The 17,028-nt window shown below is 37.5% G+C and carries 16 protein-coding genes; 8 read left to right on the forward strand and 8 right to left on the reverse strand.

All coding sequences use genetic code 11. The annotated features are described in order from the left end of the window. Window positions 1-60 precede the first annotated feature (60 nt). On the reverse strand, window positions 61-1,113 hold the full coding sequence (gene cobT, locus MT390_RS08305) for a nicotinate-nucleotide--dimethylbenzimidazole phosphoribosyltransferase (RefSeq protein WP_499440606.1): 1,053 nt from the start codon (window positions 1,111-1,113) through the stop codon (window positions 61-63). A gap of 420 nt (window positions 1,114-1,533) precedes the next feature. Between cobT and srmB the strand changes: the two genes are divergently transcribed. Together srmB and MT390_RS08315 are read left to right on the forward strand one after the other, a co-directional pair. Further along, window positions 1,534-2,901, forward strand: a complete 1,368-nt coding sequence (srmB, locus tag MT390_RS08310; protein ID WP_499440607.1) for an ATP-dependent RNA helicase SrmB — start codon at window positions 1,534-1,536, stop codon at window positions 2,899-2,901. A gap of 209 nt (window positions 2,902-3,110) precedes the next feature. Next, window positions 3,111-4,661 (forward strand): COG3650 family protein, encoded by a 1,551-nt coding sequence (locus tag MT390_RS08315; RefSeq protein WP_499440609.1) that lies wholly within the window; start codon window positions 3,111-3,113, stop codon window positions 4,659-4,661. Window positions 4,662-4,720: 59 nt separating this feature from the next. Here the strand turns inward: MT390_RS08315 and dacB are convergent, their stop codons facing one another. Beyond that, window positions 4,721-6,175: a D-alanyl-D-alanine carboxypeptidase/D-alanyl-D-alanine endopeptidase gene (gene dacB / locus MT390_RS08320; protein ID WP_166372270.1), complete on the reverse strand. Its 1,455-nt coding sequence runs from the start codon at window positions 6,173-6,175 to the stop codon at window positions 4,721-4,723. Window positions 6,176-6,346: 171 nt separating this feature from the next. Between dacB and pyrB the strand changes: the two genes are divergently transcribed. The 3 genes from pyrB (at window position 6,347) to rraA (ending at window position 8,370) form a co-directional block, all read left to right on the forward strand. Further along, window positions 6,347-7,282 carry an aspartate carbamoyltransferase gene (pyrB, locus tag MT390_RS08325; protein ID WP_166372269.1) on the forward strand — a complete coding sequence of 312 codons (936 nt, stop codon included), beginning with the start codon at window positions 6,347-6,349 and terminating at the stop codon, window positions 7,280-7,282. Window positions 7,283-7,288: 6 nt separating this feature from the next. Then, on the forward strand, window positions 7,289-7,747 hold the full coding sequence (pyrI, locus tag MT390_RS08330) for an aspartate carbamoyltransferase regulatory subunit (protein ID WP_166372268.1): 459 nt from the start codon (window positions 7,289-7,291) through the stop codon (window positions 7,745-7,747). A gap of 107 nt (window positions 7,748-7,854) precedes the next feature. Then, the gene (rraA, locus tag MT390_RS08335) at window positions 7,855-8,370 is read left to right on the forward strand and encodes a ribonuclease E activity regulator RraA (protein ID WP_499440610.1); all 516 of its coding nucleotides are present in this window, start codon (window positions 7,855-7,857) and stop codon (window positions 8,368-8,370) included. A 244-nt stretch (window positions 8,371-8,614) separates the two neighbouring features. On the opposite strand, the gene MT390_RS08340 is transcribed toward rraA, so the two are convergent. After that, window positions 8,615-8,848, reverse strand: coding sequence for a cell division protein ZapB (locus MT390_RS08340; protein ID WP_166372266.1), 234 nt, complete (start codon window positions 8,846-8,848; stop codon window positions 8,615-8,617). A gap of 171 nt (window positions 8,849-9,019) precedes the next feature. Here MT390_RS08340 and MT390_RS08345 point away from each other — a divergent pair, with 171 nt between their 5' ends. Continuing rightward, window positions 9,020-9,241, forward strand: a complete 222-nt coding sequence (locus tag MT390_RS08345) for a DUF1653 domain-containing protein (protein ID WP_499440612.1) — start codon at window positions 9,020-9,022, stop codon at window positions 9,239-9,241. 98 nt (window positions 9,242-9,339) lie between these two features. On the opposite strand, the gene cysE is transcribed toward MT390_RS08345, so the two are convergent. Together cysE and MT390_RS08355 are read right to left on the reverse strand one after the other, a co-directional pair. After that, entirely contained in the window at window positions 9,340-10,119 is a 780-nt protein-coding gene (cysE, locus tag MT390_RS08350) for a serine O-acetyltransferase (protein WP_166372264.1), read from the reverse strand. Window positions 10,120-10,179: 60 nt separating this feature from the next. Next, window positions 10,180-11,112: a cation diffusion facilitator family transporter gene (locus tag MT390_RS08355; protein ID WP_166372263.1), complete on the reverse strand. Its 933-nt coding sequence runs from the start codon at window positions 11,110-11,112 to the stop codon at window positions 10,180-10,182. A gap of 572 nt (window positions 11,113-11,684) precedes the next feature. Between MT390_RS08355 and MT390_RS08360 the strand changes: the two genes are divergently transcribed. Next, window positions 11,685-12,392 carry a response regulator gene (locus tag MT390_RS08360; protein ID WP_499440614.1) on the forward strand — a complete coding sequence of 236 codons (708 nt, stop codon included), beginning with the start codon at window positions 11,685-11,687 and terminating at the stop codon, window positions 12,390-12,392. A 413-nt stretch (window positions 12,393-12,805) separates the two neighbouring features. Beyond that, on the forward strand, window positions 12,806-13,270 hold the full coding sequence (gene trmL, locus MT390_RS08365) for a tRNA (uridine(34)/cytosine(34)/5-carboxymethylaminomethyluridine(34)-2'-O)-methyltransferase TrmL (RefSeq protein WP_499440616.1): 465 nt from the start codon (window positions 12,806-12,808) through the stop codon (window positions 13,268-13,270). 151 nt (window positions 13,271-13,421) lie between these two features. Here trmL and recJ read toward each other — a convergent pair whose 3' ends face one another. The 3 genes from recJ to xerD all read right to left on the reverse strand — a co-directional run bounded on the left by recJ (window position 13,422) and on the right by xerD (window position 16,976). After that, window positions 13,422-15,152 carry a single-stranded-DNA-specific exonuclease RecJ gene (recJ, locus tag MT390_RS08370; RefSeq protein ID WP_499440617.1) on the reverse strand — a complete coding sequence of 577 codons (1,731 nt, stop codon included), beginning with the start codon at window positions 15,150-15,152 and terminating at the stop codon, window positions 13,422-13,424. A gap of 69 nt (window positions 15,153-15,221) precedes the next feature. Then, a complete protein-coding gene (gene dsbC, locus MT390_RS08375) occupies window positions 15,222-15,974 on the reverse strand; it encodes a bifunctional protein-disulfide isomerase/oxidoreductase DsbC (protein ID WP_499440619.1) in 753 nt (250 codons plus the stop codon). A 105-nt stretch (window positions 15,975-16,079) separates the two neighbouring features. Beyond that, a complete protein-coding gene (gene xerD, locus MT390_RS08380) occupies window positions 16,080-16,976 on the reverse strand; it encodes a site-specific tyrosine recombinase XerD (RefSeq protein WP_499440621.1) in 897 nt (298 codons plus the stop codon). Window positions 16,977-17,028: the final 52 nt, after the last annotated feature.

Here is a 17,028-nt window from a genome sequence, read left to right on the forward strand (position 1 = left end):
ATATTAGGTTAATTGTTGTTATTCTATTAACTGTGATTGTCCTGTTTTTAATTACTGCGATTACTCACTATCACTGACACCCGCATCGGCAAAAGAAGCCATCTCATTTAAAAAAGTTAATGCGGACACTAATAACGGGTAAGCAACGGCCACACCGGAACCTTCACCTAAACGCATTCCCAAATGCAATAAAGGTGTCGCGCCCATTTCAGTTAATAATAGTTGATGTGCTTGTTCTTCTGATTGATGACAAAATTGTGTGTATTGCAAAAAGTCATCGTGCATTTCACTAGCAACTAATGCGGCACTAGAGGCAATAAACCCATCAACAAGCACTAACATAGAAAGTTCTGCTGCTTTTAACATCGCCCCGACCATCATAGCGATTTCAAAACCACCAACGCTTTGTAATACGGTTAATGGTTCGGCTTCATTTAATTGATATTTAGCAACAGCATGGTCAATGACCTTTGCTTTTATCGCGATGGTTTCTTGATCAATACCAGTGCCCTTGCCTGCACATTGCTGCCCAGTAAGATTAAGAATAGCGGCCATAATAGCAGCCGCTGAGGTAGTATTCGCAATCCCCATTTCACCAAAGCCAATGACATTACAACCTTGCTTATGTTGTAACTCAACAAGGTCGACACCTTGATTGATTGCTTGTAAACATTGCTCTTTGGTCATAGCCGCTTGTTGTGAGAAATCTTTGGTGCCTAACGCAATCGGGGCATCAACAAAATGCGGAGATGTTATATGTGAAAAGTCCGCTTTAACTCCCGCATTTACAATCTTTAATTCAATATCATGTTGTGCAGAAAAACAGTTTATTGCCGCACCGCCCTGTAAAAAATTTAATACCATTTGTTCAGTCACTACCTGCGGAAATAAACTCACGCCTTGATCAGCAATACCATGGTCGGCGGCAAAAATAATGATACTCGGTTTGGTAAAAATGGGTGTTAAACTTTGTTGTAATAAAGCGACTTTAAATGCGATCGATTCTAATAAACCTAAACTGCCTTGAGGTTTGGTTTTAAAATCAATTTTTTCTTGCAGTGTATTAACAAATTCAGGGGTGACTTTATCTAGCGGAGCAATAATATTAAACACTGACAATCCTTACCGTAATATAAAAGAAAACAAACAATTCAAATGGCGCATATAGCTAGACTTATGCCTAAACCTATAACAGCGCTTATAAAAAGTTAAAGCTTACACTGTTTTTACGTCAGTCTCGCTAAGTTTGAGCAGAATAGTAAACTGTTGCTATTTATAATATTAGTTTTAAATCGCATCAACCATGATCAACCTGTTATGTTAATGAAACAGAGAAAGGCAACATCAGCTTAAAAAAGTGACTTATTTCTTGAGTCCAAGCTCCATTACAGTGACATTTTATTCAATTAGTGTCACTTCCCTGCTGACATAACACATGAATTCAACTAATAAGTTAATTAATAGACAATTTCCCCCCTAAACATGATCTTTGCTTTATAATGCGCTTTTTGTTTTATTGTATTGGAAGTATTCATGTCATTTGCATCACTCGAGCTTGATCAGCATTTATTAAACGCCGTTGCTAAGATGGGCCATACCCGCCCTACTAGTATCCAAAAGTTGGTTATTCCACCAGCGATGGATGAACGAGATATCATGGCGAGTGCACCTACAGGTACGGGTAAAACCTTAGCCTTTTTATTACCTGCGATACAACGCTTAATTGACTACCCACGTCGTAAAGGTGGCTCAGCACGTATTCTTGTTTTAACGCCAACTCGTGAGTTAGCAGTACAGATAAGTGAAGTTGCAGAGCAATTAATCGCTGGTACACAACTGGTTGCAGGCAACATTATTGGTGGAATTTCATACCAAGATCAAGAAGATATCATTATGGGTTCAGTGGATATTGTCATTGCCACACCGGGACGCCTAATGGAATACATTGATGCTGAAGCATTTGATTGCCGTGAAGTTGAATGTTTGATCCTTGATGAAGCAGACAGAATGTTAGACATGGGGTTCATTGCAGAAATGGATCGCATTGCTGGTGAAGCACGCTGGCGTAAAATGACCGCTTTATTTTCAGCAACACTTGAAGGTAAAGGTTTACGTGAATTCGCCCGTGATGTATTAAATAACCCAGTGCAATTAAATGCAGAAGTAACACGTAGAGAAAGCGGCAAGATTTTACAATATATCCACCTTGCTGATAATCCTGAGCACAAATTACAAATATTAGCAGCACTATTACAACAAGAGCCAGAGCACGAACAAATTCACAAGATGATTGTGTTTGTAAAAACACGTGACCGCCTTGCACAATTAGTAGCTCAACTGGCTGAATTAAATATTCCTTGTAACTATTTACGCGGTGAAATGGATCAAGAAAAGCGTAACCTTTCATTGCGTCAATTTAAAGAAGGTACAACCAATATACTGATTGCAACGGACGTTGCGGCTCGTGGTATTGATGTGCCTGATATTACTCATGTCATCAACTACGATATGCCACGTAGTGCCGACATTTACGTTCACCGTATTGGGCGTACAGCTCGAGGTGGTAAAAAAGGTACCGCGGTGTCAATTATCGAAGCACATGATATTGATATTTTGGCAAAAGTTGAGCGTTATACGGACCAAATCTTAAAACGCCGAGTGATCAAAGGTTTACGCCCACAAAATAAAGAAGCTAAAGCGAGTGTACGTAAGACTAAAAAACCAATCACTAAAAAAGGCAAAGCTCGCGAAGAAGAAGTGAAACGCCAGCAAAAAGAAAGACGCCAAAAGAAAAAACTAGAAATGGGTAAACAACGTCATCGCACTATCAAAGGTAAGGGTAAACCAAGCTGGGCCGGTAAGGGCAAAAAAGAAGACGACACCTCTACCTCTAATGAATAAATTGCTAAGTTAGTAAGCTAAGAGTTAGCAGTTTGCCTTAACAGCTATTTTAACTGTGACTCTTATCTTCACTAACTAGCTAAATTGATTTTTTAGCACTCGATAATTAACTTTTCTATAAAATGCGAAGTTAATTAAAGAGTGCTGATAACATCCTGTTATAGTATGCATTATTTATTTTTATCAGCAGATGCTGCCAGAGGTCAATTATGCGTTTTTTCCAGTCTTTATTTTTTACCGCTCCTTTTGCGCTCATTTTATCTGCATGTACTATTACTCAGCCGCAATCGCAAAATAAACCTCAAAAAAGCACACCACAACTTACAGAGGAAGTCGTTCATAAAGCATTTTCAAGCATATTAGAGAATAGTTTTAGGGGACAACTGACTACAGAGAATAATCAAATTTATTTTCAAGCCTGCGCAGATGATCAGCAATATACTATTGTCACAGATACTGAATTAGCGGCTATCTATAAAAAAATAAGTAACAATACACAACAACCTGTTTATATTGAATTTGCAGGTGAAATTAACTTTACGACCAATAAACGTGCTAAAACTCCAGTTGAATTGCGTGTTGATAGAATACACCATATGGCTTTGGCACAATCATCATTACAATGCGCCAAACCACTTAATACCTTTCGTTTTAAAGCAAAAGGAGAAGATCCTTACTGGCGTATTAATATGCATGACAACCAGTTATTTTTTGCGACAAAAGCCAGTAATCAATCTTACCTATTAGGCAACGCTAACTTTGAAGCAACACAAATTAACCATTTAAAAAGCAGCAATGCTGATGGCCAACAGTTGGCTTTAAATATTCAACCAGGGCATTGTTATATGTCTGACAATAAAGAATATTGGGGGTATATCACTGAAGCAGAAACCGTTTATGGACACTTTAGCGGCTGTGGCCAACCAGGTTGGTTAGAAACGGCTCCTTCCTTTGCTGGTTACTACTTAAAAGCGGCAACTAATCAATTCCCAGCAATTAATTTGACCTTAAATGAAAATCATAGTGCTGAATACGTACAAGGTAATGAACCTAACCAAATTATAAAAACAGGTTATTGGAAAAGTAATACACCAGATAACGTTGTAGTCATGCTCACACAGCAAGGTGAACAATCGATACAAGAAGAAATCATATTCAAACAAAGTGGTTTAAGTATTTCAAGCAATGCGATTAATATAAGTAATATACAAACTTCATTTGCTACTCCTTTAACCTTTAAAAAAATGAATTTACAGGCTGGTTTATCAGAGGATGAAACTGTACAAGTTACGCGTCAGTTTACCCCTCAAAACATTGCGCCGAAAATGCAAATAGATACGGAAGTACAAGCAGCATTACGTCAATATTTTAAAATTCATAGAACCGACCCTAAACAGACTAAATTTAGTTCAGTTAGGTTCGATTTAAATGGAGATGGGCAAGATGAAGCTATCGCCTTTTTAGATTGGTGCTCTAGCACTGGCTGTGAAATGATAGTGTTTGAATCAAAGGACGATAACCTTGTTTTTTCAAGTCGTATATCAAGAGTGTACGCACCGATCACAGTTGCTAAAAGCCAGCATTTTTCATGGCAAAGCTTAGCCTCGAAAAAAGGTCAACAGTGGTCACAGTTAGAATTTGACGGTTTAAGCTATCCATTGAAAATACATAAAATAGCGAGTACAGAACAATTACCAGAACCCACTGGGGTGGTTTTATTCAGCCAAGGTAAACCCAATAAGTGGTTCCCAATTAAATAGCTTGAATGGATTACTCAATGCAGATGATTGAGTAATCCACAATATAAAAACTTTACACATTAATCTAAAATGCGCTCAAAAAAGGCTTTTTCAAATAAATACACAGACGCTTTTTGATGGCGAGGAATATTAGCGTCCACGGAGCTATTTTCTGGATTATATCCGTTAAGCATTAGCACAAATAATCTGTCCCCTGCTTCACCTTTCACAAGTCCGACTAAATTAGCAACGCCCTTTAAGGAGCCTGTTTTAGCAATCACCTTACCTTTAAGTGCAGCTGTATTAACACCACGGTGATACTTTAAAGTGCCATCGATACCGGCAATGGCAAAACTATTGATTAACCCTAATTGCTTATCCTGCGTATAAACAAACTTCATCACAGACATAAATAATTCGGCGCTCATTAAGTTGTGTCTAGATAAACCAGAGCCATCTGCTATATAAGCATTTTCAAGGTCAATACCATGTTCTTTAAGGATCGCTTTCATCGCCTGAGAGCCATTACGAAAGTTACCAGGTTGGTGAAAATAATGAGCACCAATAGTTTTAAATAAGCTATCAGCAATTAAGTTATCGGACTCTTTCATCATTTGTTGCAATAACACATCTAATAAAGGCGATTGATAAAGCGCTAACGTCGATGCAGGATCTAGTTTTAGCTCGGGTGTTATCGGCTGTGAATCAATTTTTACTGTGCCCGCTAACGAGATCCCTACTTGCTGTAGTTCACTTGTAATGATTCGCTGTGCATAAGTATTAGGATCAGTAACTGCAAAGGCTAAAGGAAAAGCACGTTTTCTCGGCACCATACAGCCCCAAAGGTGATAATTATTATTGCTGTTGCGAGTCACTTCTAGCGCACAAAATTGCTCTGCACGTTGTGCTTTAGACACAACAGACACATCACTACTAATCTCCACTGGCTCATAACTTGGAATAAACAGGGTTGCTTTGGTGGCATCAGCACTGGCTAAACTTAAATTACCTAACACACAGTTTCTATTAACAATGATGGCATTAGCTGGTGCTGTATAACATACACCTAAGTCGTTCCATGCTTGACCATCACTCCACTGATAACCATTAAATTGACTGTTATTGAGTAAGAAGTTTCCCTTAATACGATTGATCCCTTGTGCTTTAAGAGCGCGTAATAATTTACGGATATGCTGCCGCGTTAAAGTTGGGTCTCCACTAAAATATAAACTAATGTCACCTTGATACTGGCCTTTCTTAATCGCTTTTTTATCGCCTTTAATAACCGTTTGATAACGATATTTTTCACCCAAATACAACTTAGCGGTAGTCGCCGTCAAGAGCTTTTGAACGCTAGCTGGTGTTCTTAATGACTCTTCTTGAAAAGAAGCGACTTTAATTTTTGTTTTAGCATCGATAACTAAATATGAAACCTGAGTACCCTTTGGCAATAATGCCTGTAAATCCTGCCATTCTCGCGCGATGACACCTGTACAAAAAATACTACTTATTATTAATAAACAAACTTTTAACATCTCAAACCACTCAACCAGAAAATCAATTTTGAGGATAACCTTTATCAGCAACCCATGCGATCAAAATTTAGTAGGATTAATAACAACAAAAGCAATTGATAGTGATATAATTTTTGCCATTATCTGCTTCACTTATCCGAATAACATGGCCGACAACATGAGTGTGAAAAAATGAATAATCCGTTATACCAAAAAAATATTATCTCCATTGCTGATTTATCACGTTCAGACCTAGAACTAATCCTTCAAACTGCCCACTCCTTAAAACAAACTCCACAACCTGAACTGTTAAAAAACAAAGTGATCGCAAGTTGCTTTTTTGAAGCCTCAACAAGAACCCGTTTATCCTTTGAAACAGCAGTACAACGTTTAGGTGGCAGCGTCATTGGATTTGATAGTGGTGGTAATACATCATTGGCACAAAAAGGTGAAACACTGGCCGATTCGGTAAAAATTATTGCGTCCTATGCGGATGCTTTTTTTATGCGTCATCCACAGGAAGGAGCAGCGCGTTTAGCTTCTGAGTTTACTGAAATCCCAGTAATTAATGGCGGTGATGGCTCTAACCAACATCCCACGCAGACCCTTTTGGATTTATTCACCATTTATGAAACACAGGCAACCTTAGATAATCTAAATATTGCCTTTGTTGGCGACCTTAAATATGGGCGGACAGTACACTCTTTAGCACAAGCTTTATCCTTATTTAATTGTAACTTCTACTTTATTTCGCCCGAAGCGTTAGCTATGCCTGATTATATTATCGAAGAGCTGAATGAACGTAATATCAATTTTTCTCTGCACAGCAGCATTGAAGAAGTGGTCGATGAACTGGATATTTTATATATGACCAGGGTGCAAAAAGAACGCTTTGATGAAACAGAATACCAGCATATGAAGTCAGCTTTTTTATTAAATGCCAGCATGCTAGGTAATGTTAGAGACAACCTGAAAGTCTTACACCCTTTGCCACGCGTTGATGAAATCAATATAGATGTCGACGACACGCCCTATGCGTATTATTTTCAGCAAGCGCAAAATGGGGTGTATGCACGCCAAGCATTACTTGCTTTATTATTAAGCAATCATTTTCAAGCAAACGCTTAAGGTTTTATGATGCAAAAAAAATTACAAGTAGAAGCAATTGAACACGGTTCGGTGATTGACCATATTCCAGCACAGCAGGGTGTAAAAATACTAAAATTTTTTAAATTTACACAGACCAATGAAAAAATAACCATCGGTTTAAACCTTGCAACACATAATGGTCAGGGTAAAGATTTAATTAAAATCGAAAATACATTCTTTAATGATCAACAAGCGAATCAATTAGCTTTATTTGCACCTAATGCAACCATTAATCAAATTAAAGATTTTAAAGTGGTTAATAAATTTCAGGTGCAATTACCAAGCTCATTTATTGGTGTTCTTGCCTGCCCTAATAGCAATTGTATTAGCCATAATGAACCGGTTCAAACACGCTTTTATGTTAAACAAAAAAGCACCTTAAAACTAAAGTGTCACTACTGTGAGAAGTCCTTTGAACGCAGTACTTTTGACGAATTAGACTAACTTAAAAGATTGCTCTAATTTTCGACAAATATCAGAGAATAAGATTGAAATAGAGTGTGTTACGTTTATACTGAACTTATACTTCATCATTAAAAGTGAGCATGCATATGCAATACAATACCTCTGTTTTATGTGATATCTACGCGGATACCATTGACGTCGCAGAACCACTATTAACTAATTTTGGTGGGCGTAACTCCTTTGCGGGGGAAGTGGTAACCATTAAATGCTTTGAGTCTGTTGGTTTAATATATAAAGCATTAGAAGAAAATGGTGCAGGTAAAGTATTACTGATTGATGGTGGCGGCTCTTTACGTCGTGCCCTAATTAATGCACATATTGCCGATTTAGCCGTGGAAAATGGTTGGGAAGGTATTGTAGTTAACGGTTGTGTACGTGAAGTAGACACACTAGAAGAATTAGATATTGGCATTCAAGCGATTACTGCAATGCCAGTCGGTGCAGATGATAACGAAGTGGGTGAAATTAACTCACCGGTGAATTTTGCAGGGGTGACTTTTTTACCTGAAGACTTTTTATATGCCGATAGTACAGGTATCGTTATTTCTCCAGAGCCTTTAGTTTTAGAAACTGAAGATTCCGATGAAGAAGATGTGTTCTAACGTTTTTAGTTAGTAGTATTGGCAACTCATAGAATCACTCCCAACAATGAGCATAGCCTTTACATTAATTAACCTTTGCATCTATTACCCTTTGCATTAAGTAGCAAGTAGCAATGCAATAGACACAAAAAAGCCCAATTTAATTGGGCTTTTTTAATGCTTCTTTTTAACGTTTAACTTGTTATCAGTTATTTAATCAAACAATTATTCGTTTTAAAATAGAGCCCAAAAAATCGATTATCGATTATTCAACATTCTCTTCAGCTTGTTCAATCTTACCCACTAAAGCGCTTAAACGATCTTGCCATTGTTGGTGCTCAGCATTTAAACGTTCGTTGTCAGATTGTAGTTGTTCAGTTTTGTTTGCTAGATTAACTTTATCTTCTTTAAGTTCTTCAATTTCCATTTGCAGTAGTGCAATTGTCTCTACAGCTTGGTTGATTTTGTTTTCTAATTTTTCTAATAGCTCAAATGTCATTTGGAGTCCCTTAATACAAAGTAGTTGTTAACTGGAATGCAACGAGAATAAGCATTCCAAGACGCTTATTCAACCTTTGTTTTGATTTTTATGGAAAAAACCGCCAATTCCTCTTTAAAGTTGAAGTATGTTAGTCTAATCTGCAATTTTTTTAATTTTTTAGGTAACAAAATGTCAAAACAATTACAAATGGGTAAATACCAACATTATAAAGGCAGCTTTTATCAAGTTGAAGGAATAGCCTTTCACAGTGAAACTGAAGAAGAAATGGTCATTTACCGACCTTTATATGGACAAGGCGATTTATGGGTAAGACCCTTGGCAATGTTTGCAGAAAATGTCGAAATAGAGGGGAAAAGCCAACCACGCTTTGCGTATGTTGACTCAAAATAATTAGTATTTAAGCAATTTAGGGTTTAAGCAATTTAGAGTTTAAGCAACTCAAGATTGAATTTTCCAAGCCCGTTATAAATAACGGGCAAGCGAGCTATTCACAAACACTGTTCCATGGATAACGACGGCATATCACAAGATGGTCTACCGACAATTTTAGCTGGTACACCTGCGACGGTAGTATGAGCCGGCACAGCTTCTAAAACGACACTACCCGCACCTATTTTTGCTCCGATACCGATTTCGATATTACCCAATACTTTTGCACCCGCGCCAATCATAACTCCTTGGCGAATTTTAGGATGACGATCACCGCTCTCCTTACCTGTGCCTCCTAAGGTAACACCTTGTAAGATTGAAACGTTATCTTCAATAACCGCGGTTTCACCCACCACCACGCCAGTAGCATGGTCAAACATAATACCTTTACCAATAGTCGCTGCAGGATGTACATCTACACCAAAGATAACTGAGCTGCGATTTTGTAAATACAATGCTAATGCAATACGATTTTGTTGCCACAACCAATGTGCTACACGATGGATTTGAATTGCATGAAAGCCCTTTAGATATAATAACGGAATAGAATAGTCTTCCACGGCAGGGTCACGCTCTTGTACAGCAAGAATATCGGCCATCGCACTTTCTAAAATACTTGGATCATGCTCAAAGGCTTCATCAATCACTTCTCGTACTAATATACCCGGCATAGTACGGCTATCTAAGCGATTAGCTAATTGGTAACTTAATGCTGATGATAAGTTTTTATGGTTTAAAATGGTAGAGTGAAAAAAGCTAGCCAAAATAGGCTCACTAGACGAACTCGCCCATGCTTCTTCCCTGATTTTTTTCCATAGATCTTTAATTTTGTCTTCCATTTTTTACCCTTAAACTTTCAAATCAATGTTATACGGTTCTATATTTATCTTATATCTGTACTAGACCGGTGCGTCGATGTTTACTGCTTCATTTCGTTTCTCTATCGGTACCACAGAAATAGGGTCAAGATGAATCAATATATCTGCCCCTGGAAAAGCGGCTTGTAAGCCAAACTCAAGCTTGTCTGCTTTGTTATGCGCATCATATAAGCTTTGTCCATCATCTAACTCTAGATGTAATTGTATAAATTTAATGTAACCGGAAGAACGTGTTCTTAAATCATGCACACCACGCACGCCCTCTACTTTATAAGCCAATTTAAGGATCAGCTCATTATCTTCTTGAGGGAGTTGTTTATCCATCAAAGCATCAATTGATTGGCTGCCGATTTCCCATGCACCGTGTAAAATATAAAGGCTCACTGCAATGGCAAACACACCATCAGCCCACCCCCAACCATAGCCAGCTAAAACAATAGCCAATAACACCGCACCATTCAGCACAATATCAGTTCGGTAATGTAAAGAATCGGCTTTTATCGCCATGCTGTTGGTTTTTTTCACCACATAACTTTGAAAGAAAACTAATGCAAGCGTCACAACTAAGGATAAGATCATCACCGAGATCCCTAAATTAGTAGCAACAATTTGATGATTGTTAATCACCGCTGAAATACCATTGATCATCAGGAAAACAGAAGACCCAGAAATAAACGCGGCTTGTACTAATCCGGCTAAGCTTTCTGCTTTGCCATGACCAAAACGGTGCTCTTTATCGGCAGGCTGTAGGGCAACCTTAATTGCAAAAAGGTTAATAATAGACGTGGTTACATCCATTAATGAATCCGTCAACGCAGCAAGGATACTTGATGATCCGGTCACCATCCAAGCAACAAGCTTCACAATAATCAATAAAGAGGCGGCAATAATAGCTGCTTGACCTGCTCGTTTTACTAAGTATGCATATTCTTCAGGTTGTTGTGTTTTTTTCACAAGATTACAGCTCTAAAAAGTGTTGGTTGGCTATTATACCCGTTAAGATTTAATAAACAAAACGCAGTGATAACACCATAAAAAGGCAGCGCACATAACTCAATTTAAACGATTAACTTGAGGGCTTGCGCTTTTAACTTCAGGTATTACGTTTTTAACTTCAGATATTGCGCTTTTAACTTCAAGTCTTGCACTTAATTCGAACCGGTAAAAAATCATGGTTAAGCAGGCACATTAACAAATAGAAAATATTGTAGTTTATTAAACTCCCCCTATTTATCAGTGCAATTATGTTGACCTACTTCAATAGATTATCATTTATTCAATCATTTACGTGCAAGATATAAAATAGAGACCTACAATATACCTCTTTATAGGGTATAGTGTAGTCAATCTATTGAATTCATTGATTTACTTAAATAAGCAGAGCCAAGTTTAAGATTTATTTTTGCAAAAATCTTAATAAATAAAACGCTAAACATAGCTTACTTTTCCCTGAAATAACAATAATGCCACTTCAAGCAGACTCGCTACTTGATATTGCTATTCACACGATTTACATAGGCTATACAATGAAAAATTTATTATTAATCGATGATGATAAAGAGTTAGTTTCCTTACTCGATAAAAACTTAACTTCCGAAGGTTTCATTGTTGAAACAGCCTACGATGGCGAGGAAGGCTTAAACAAATTCTTAATAAAAGATTACGATTTGATCATATTAGATGGGGTAATGCCACGTATGTCTGGCTTTGAAATGCTAAAACTAATAAGGCAAAAAACAGATACCCCTGTATTAATGCTGACAGCAGAAAATGATCAAACCGAACAAGTGATCAGCTTAGGAATGGGAGCAGATGATTATTTAACCAAACCTTTTAGTGAGCGTGATTTATCCGGTCGAATTAAAGTGATGTTACGACGAATTCAATACAAAAAAGGCAATGCAGATAATAAAATATCACATTTAGATATTGAATTATTTCCTAGTCAACAACAAGCATTGTGCCAAGAACGTACTATTGAGCTTACTAATACTGAATTATTGTTATTAGAAAAATTCTTAACCAATCCCGGACAGTTATTGGAAAAATCAGCATTAAGTGAACAGGTTTTAGGTAAAAAATTAGAAAAGTTTGACCGCAGTATTGATATGCATTTAAGTAACTTACGTCGTAAATTACCTACTCGTTTAGATGGTCAAATTAGGGTAAAAAACTTTCGTGGCAGAGGTTATATGTGGTTAGATAATGACGCACCTTCAGTGAATGAACATTAACATAACCACCCCATGCAATACTTTAACAAAGTCGCCATTACATTATATTGTAACAACGCTAAGCCAGTGAGGGCAAAATTGCCCTTGTTGCGACATAGCAGTTATGAATCAACAAAAATCTTTTATTAATCCTATCTAATTATTCTCAGTAAAGTGGTACACTTTTTATTTGAATTCAAGTTTAGATAAATAGCGCTCTTATTGCATTTATCATTGCTCATAAAATTCCATTACGTTAAAAAGTGATCACCAATAGACGGTAAAAATAGTCAGCGTCAAGTAGAAGGTCTTTAAACATGACTCCCTATCTTTTATGGCGTTTTGTGAAGGTTTCTCAAAATCCTAGACTATTTTTTCAAATAAATTGATCAGTTATTTATTGGCGTTAATATCAATAACAGTAGAGTAAAAAAATGATTGAAGTTGCATTGTACGAACCAGAGATCCCACCTAATACTGGTAATATTATTCGCCTATGTGCCAACACAGGCTGTGTATTGCATTTAATTGAACCGCTCGGTTTTGACTTAGACGAAAAAAAAGTAAGACGTGCAGGGTTAGATTATCATGAGATGACCAATGTACATTTGCATAAAGATTTTGAGAGTTTCTTAAAAGTAATAGAAGGTAAACGTTTACTGGCTTGTACAACCAAAACAACCACCTACCACCACAATGCAAATTTTCAAGATGGTGATGTTTTGTTATTTGGCCCAGAAACACGAGGATTGCCAGCGTCGATATTAGATGCTTTACCCTTACAGCAAAAATTACGTATTCCAATGAAAGCAGATAGCCGTTCTATGAACCTATCTAATGCGGTGTCTGTTTTTGTTTATGAAGCGTGGCGCCAACTGGATTTTCCGGGCGCAGTATAATAGTAAGTTAGCACTTAATACTTGAGTCTAAATAATGTTGTAATAGTAATGTAATAATGTTGTAATAATCAAAAGGTGATGACTTACCTTTTGATTATCGCCTCTTAACCCCAGTTAAATGTCATTTAAATTAGTGCTGCTATTATTCTAGTCATTTTGGTTGTAACAGTTGTACTAATAACTGCACAGTTCTCTGCCCTCTAAATTCATTAACATCTAAGCTATAAACACAAAAGACTTCTTTTACTGACAAATCAGGCCAAGCTTCTGGGTCAATATTAAAGGCAATGGCGTCAATTAATTTATCATCCTGTTGTAACACCATTTTTAAGTGTTTTTGCCCAACAATTCGCTGTTGCTTTAATGCAAAGACTCCATCAAAAATAGGTGCAGGAAACCCTTGTCCCCACGGTCCTGCATCACGCAACTCTTGAGCAATACTCAAGTCAAACTGCTCAGAGGATAATTGCCCGTCGGATAAAATGACGTTATTTAATAAATCCTCATCGACTTGCGCTTTTAAAATGGCATTGAGCGTATCATTAAACAGATCAAAATCTTTTTCTAACAAACTCAAGCCGGCAGCCATAGCATGACCACCAAACTTTAAAATAATACCGGGCAGAGTTTTATCAACTAAGTCCAACATATCGCGAATATGTACGCCAGGAATAGAACGAGCTGAACCTTTGATCTCACCGCCATTTGCACGGGCAAAAGCAAAGGTAGGACGGTAATATTTTTCTTTGATGCGAGAAGCCACCAGACCAATAACACCTTGATGCCAATCAGCCTCAAACAAACATAATGCCAAGGGTAAGTTATTTTGATCAATGGATAATTTTTGCAAGCTCAGCATCGCTTCCTGCTGCATGCTTTGTTCTATCTCTCTGCGTGAGAGATTTAGCGCATCTAACTCAGAAGCCAACGTATTCGCACGTAAATAATCATCGCATAACAGCAATTCAACGCCATGACTCATTTCATCCAAACGTCCCGCCGCGTTAAGTCTAGGCCCTAATGAAAAACCTAAATCCGTAGCAACTAATTGTTGTTGATTGCGTTTTGCCACTTGAATAAGCGCACTAATACCCGGTCGGCAGAACCCAGCACGAATACGAGCTAATCCTTGATGCACTAAAGTTCGATTATTTGAATCTAATTTAACCACATCAGCAACGGTGCCTAACGCAACAATATCTAGAAAGTTCGCTAAATTAGGCGCAGCAAAATCGGTGAAACAGCCCTTTTCCTGCATCAAAGAGCGCAACGCCAACATGACATAAAAAGCAACTCCCACACCTGCTAAGTTTTTACTGGGGAACTGACAACCGATTTGATTAGGATTAACAATAGCATCGGCAACCGGTGTTTCTTCTCCAGGAAGATGATGGTCAGTCACTAATACTTCAATACCTAAATCTTTAGCATGAGCCACACCACTAATACTCGAAATGCCGTTATCCACTGTCATCAATAATTGAGCACCTTGCTGCGCAGCTAAGTCTACAATTTCAGGGCTTAAACCATAGCCATAATCGAAACGGTTAGGAATTAAATAATCAACATGTTGAAACCCTAAAGCACGAAGCGATAAAACGCTCAAGGCGGTGCTAGTTGCACCATCGGCATCAAAATCGCCCACAATAATTATTTTTTTACTATCTAAATAAGCTTGATATAACAACTCACAAGCAGTCGCCATACCTTTCAATTGATTAGCATGAATGAGTGTTTTGGTGCTGTTATCTAACTCGCTGTCGGCAGTAATGCCACGGTTAGCATAAAGCTTAGTTAATAATGGAGAGCAAGATAATGATAGCAGGCTAGTATCATGCTGAAGGCGTTGTTGAACTTGTGTTTTTGGTGTTTCTGAAGACATAAAAAAACTGCACGATATTGGATTATCAATGCAGTTTATTATGAAACAGACAATAGCAGAAGTATTAGTCTAAATTTTTTCTTGTATTGCTTGAAGTAAACGGTCTGCAGGTAAGTAACCTGGCATCGCAGTACCATCTTCTAAAAACAAAGTAGGTGTACCAGTAATGCCTAGTGAAACACCTAAATTGTATTGATCAATTACAGTATTGTCGCAAGATAATGATTTAATTGAGCGATTACTTTTTTCATCGTCCATTGCTGACTTAGGGTCATCAGCACACCAGATTGAAACCATTTTACGGTAAGCATTAGATCTTTCTCCTCCACGAGGAAAAGCTAAGTAACGGATAGTGATACCTAATTTATTATAATCGGCAATCTCTGCGTGCAATTTTTGGCAATATGGACAACTTGTATCGGTAAATGCCGTAACAACATATTTTTCGTTAGCCGCTTTATAGACAATCATGTCTTTTTCGAAGCTTTTAATCTTTGCAAATTGCTCAGCTGAATTTTCGCGGCGAATGTCAGATACTTTGGTAGCAGTAATATTTTTCATTCCATTATTAGTATCGTAAATACTACCGCTGATTAAAAACTGTCCGTCTTCACTTAAATAATAGATAGCCCCTTCACTCACCACCTCATACAACCCCTTAATAGGCGACTCAGTAATCGATTGCGCATCGACTTGTAATGATTCTAGCTTTTTAGTTAACACTTCATGAACTTGATTTGAAACGGCAGCAAAGCTACTGGCACTTAACAACATGCTCACTACAAATGTGATTACACTTTTTTTAGCCTTTAATATGGACATTATAAATTCCCGAAAATAAAATTATAGTACTCGATTATGCCTATCTTAAAACATAAAGTGAATGTTAATTACAGCCATTCTTATTATGTATATTAAGTTATGAGACTAAGCGCGAGGGTGATGTTCACTATGTAAACTTTTTAGTCTATCTTTTGCTATATGAGTATAAATTTGAGTAGTTGATAGATCACTATGCCCCAATAGCATCTGTACGACCCGTAAGTCAGCTCCATAGTTCAATAAATGTGTTGCGAATGCATGGCGTAAAACATGTGGCGACAACGCCTCTTTATCAATTCCCGCTAGCTGTGCATAATATTTAATGCGATGCCAAAAGGTTTGTCTAACCATTTGCGTTCCACGACGGCTAGGAAACAAGACATCGCTACTTTGGCCTGATAATAAAGTCGGTCGCATCTCTTCAATATAACGTTCTAGCCAATAAACAGACTCCTCTCCTAATGGCACTAAGCGTGTTTTATTACCTTTACCAGTGACTCTTATTACTCCCTGTTGTAAGTTAATTTCTTCCATAGTCAAGCCCACTAATTCAGTAACACGCAATCCCGTTGCATATAAAACTTCTAACATAGCTTTATCTCGAAATTGCACAGGGTCGTTCAGCTCCGGGGCGGAAAGTAATGCATCAACTTCAGATTCAGATAATGATTTAGGCAGAGGTTTGACAATTTTAGGACTTTCCAGTTTTGCACTTGGGTCATCTTCACGCATTTTTTCACGGCATAAATATTGATAATAACGTCTAATTGCACTCATTAATCGTGCCGTAGAGGTGTTCTTATAATCGATTTCACCCTGTAAACGAGCATCAAAATAATCACTCAAATCAACAGCGCTGGCCTCACTTAAGGTGATTTCTTGTTGCTGTAAATAACCCTCTACTAAACTTAAATCATGGCGGTAAGAGTCTAGCGTATTTTTTGATAGACCACGCTCTAACCAAAGTGAATCTAAAAATTGTTCGATGCTTAATACTTCCATTCCAACGGCCTTAACGGTAAATTAGCGCCTCTTATATTTTTATTCAAAGGTC

It is taken from the genome of Vibrio sp. 2-Bac 85 (genome assembly GCF_037546705.1).
In the GTDB taxonomy this organism is placed as follows: domain Bacteria; phylum Pseudomonadota; class Gammaproteobacteria; order Enterobacterales; family Psychromonadaceae; genus Psychromonas.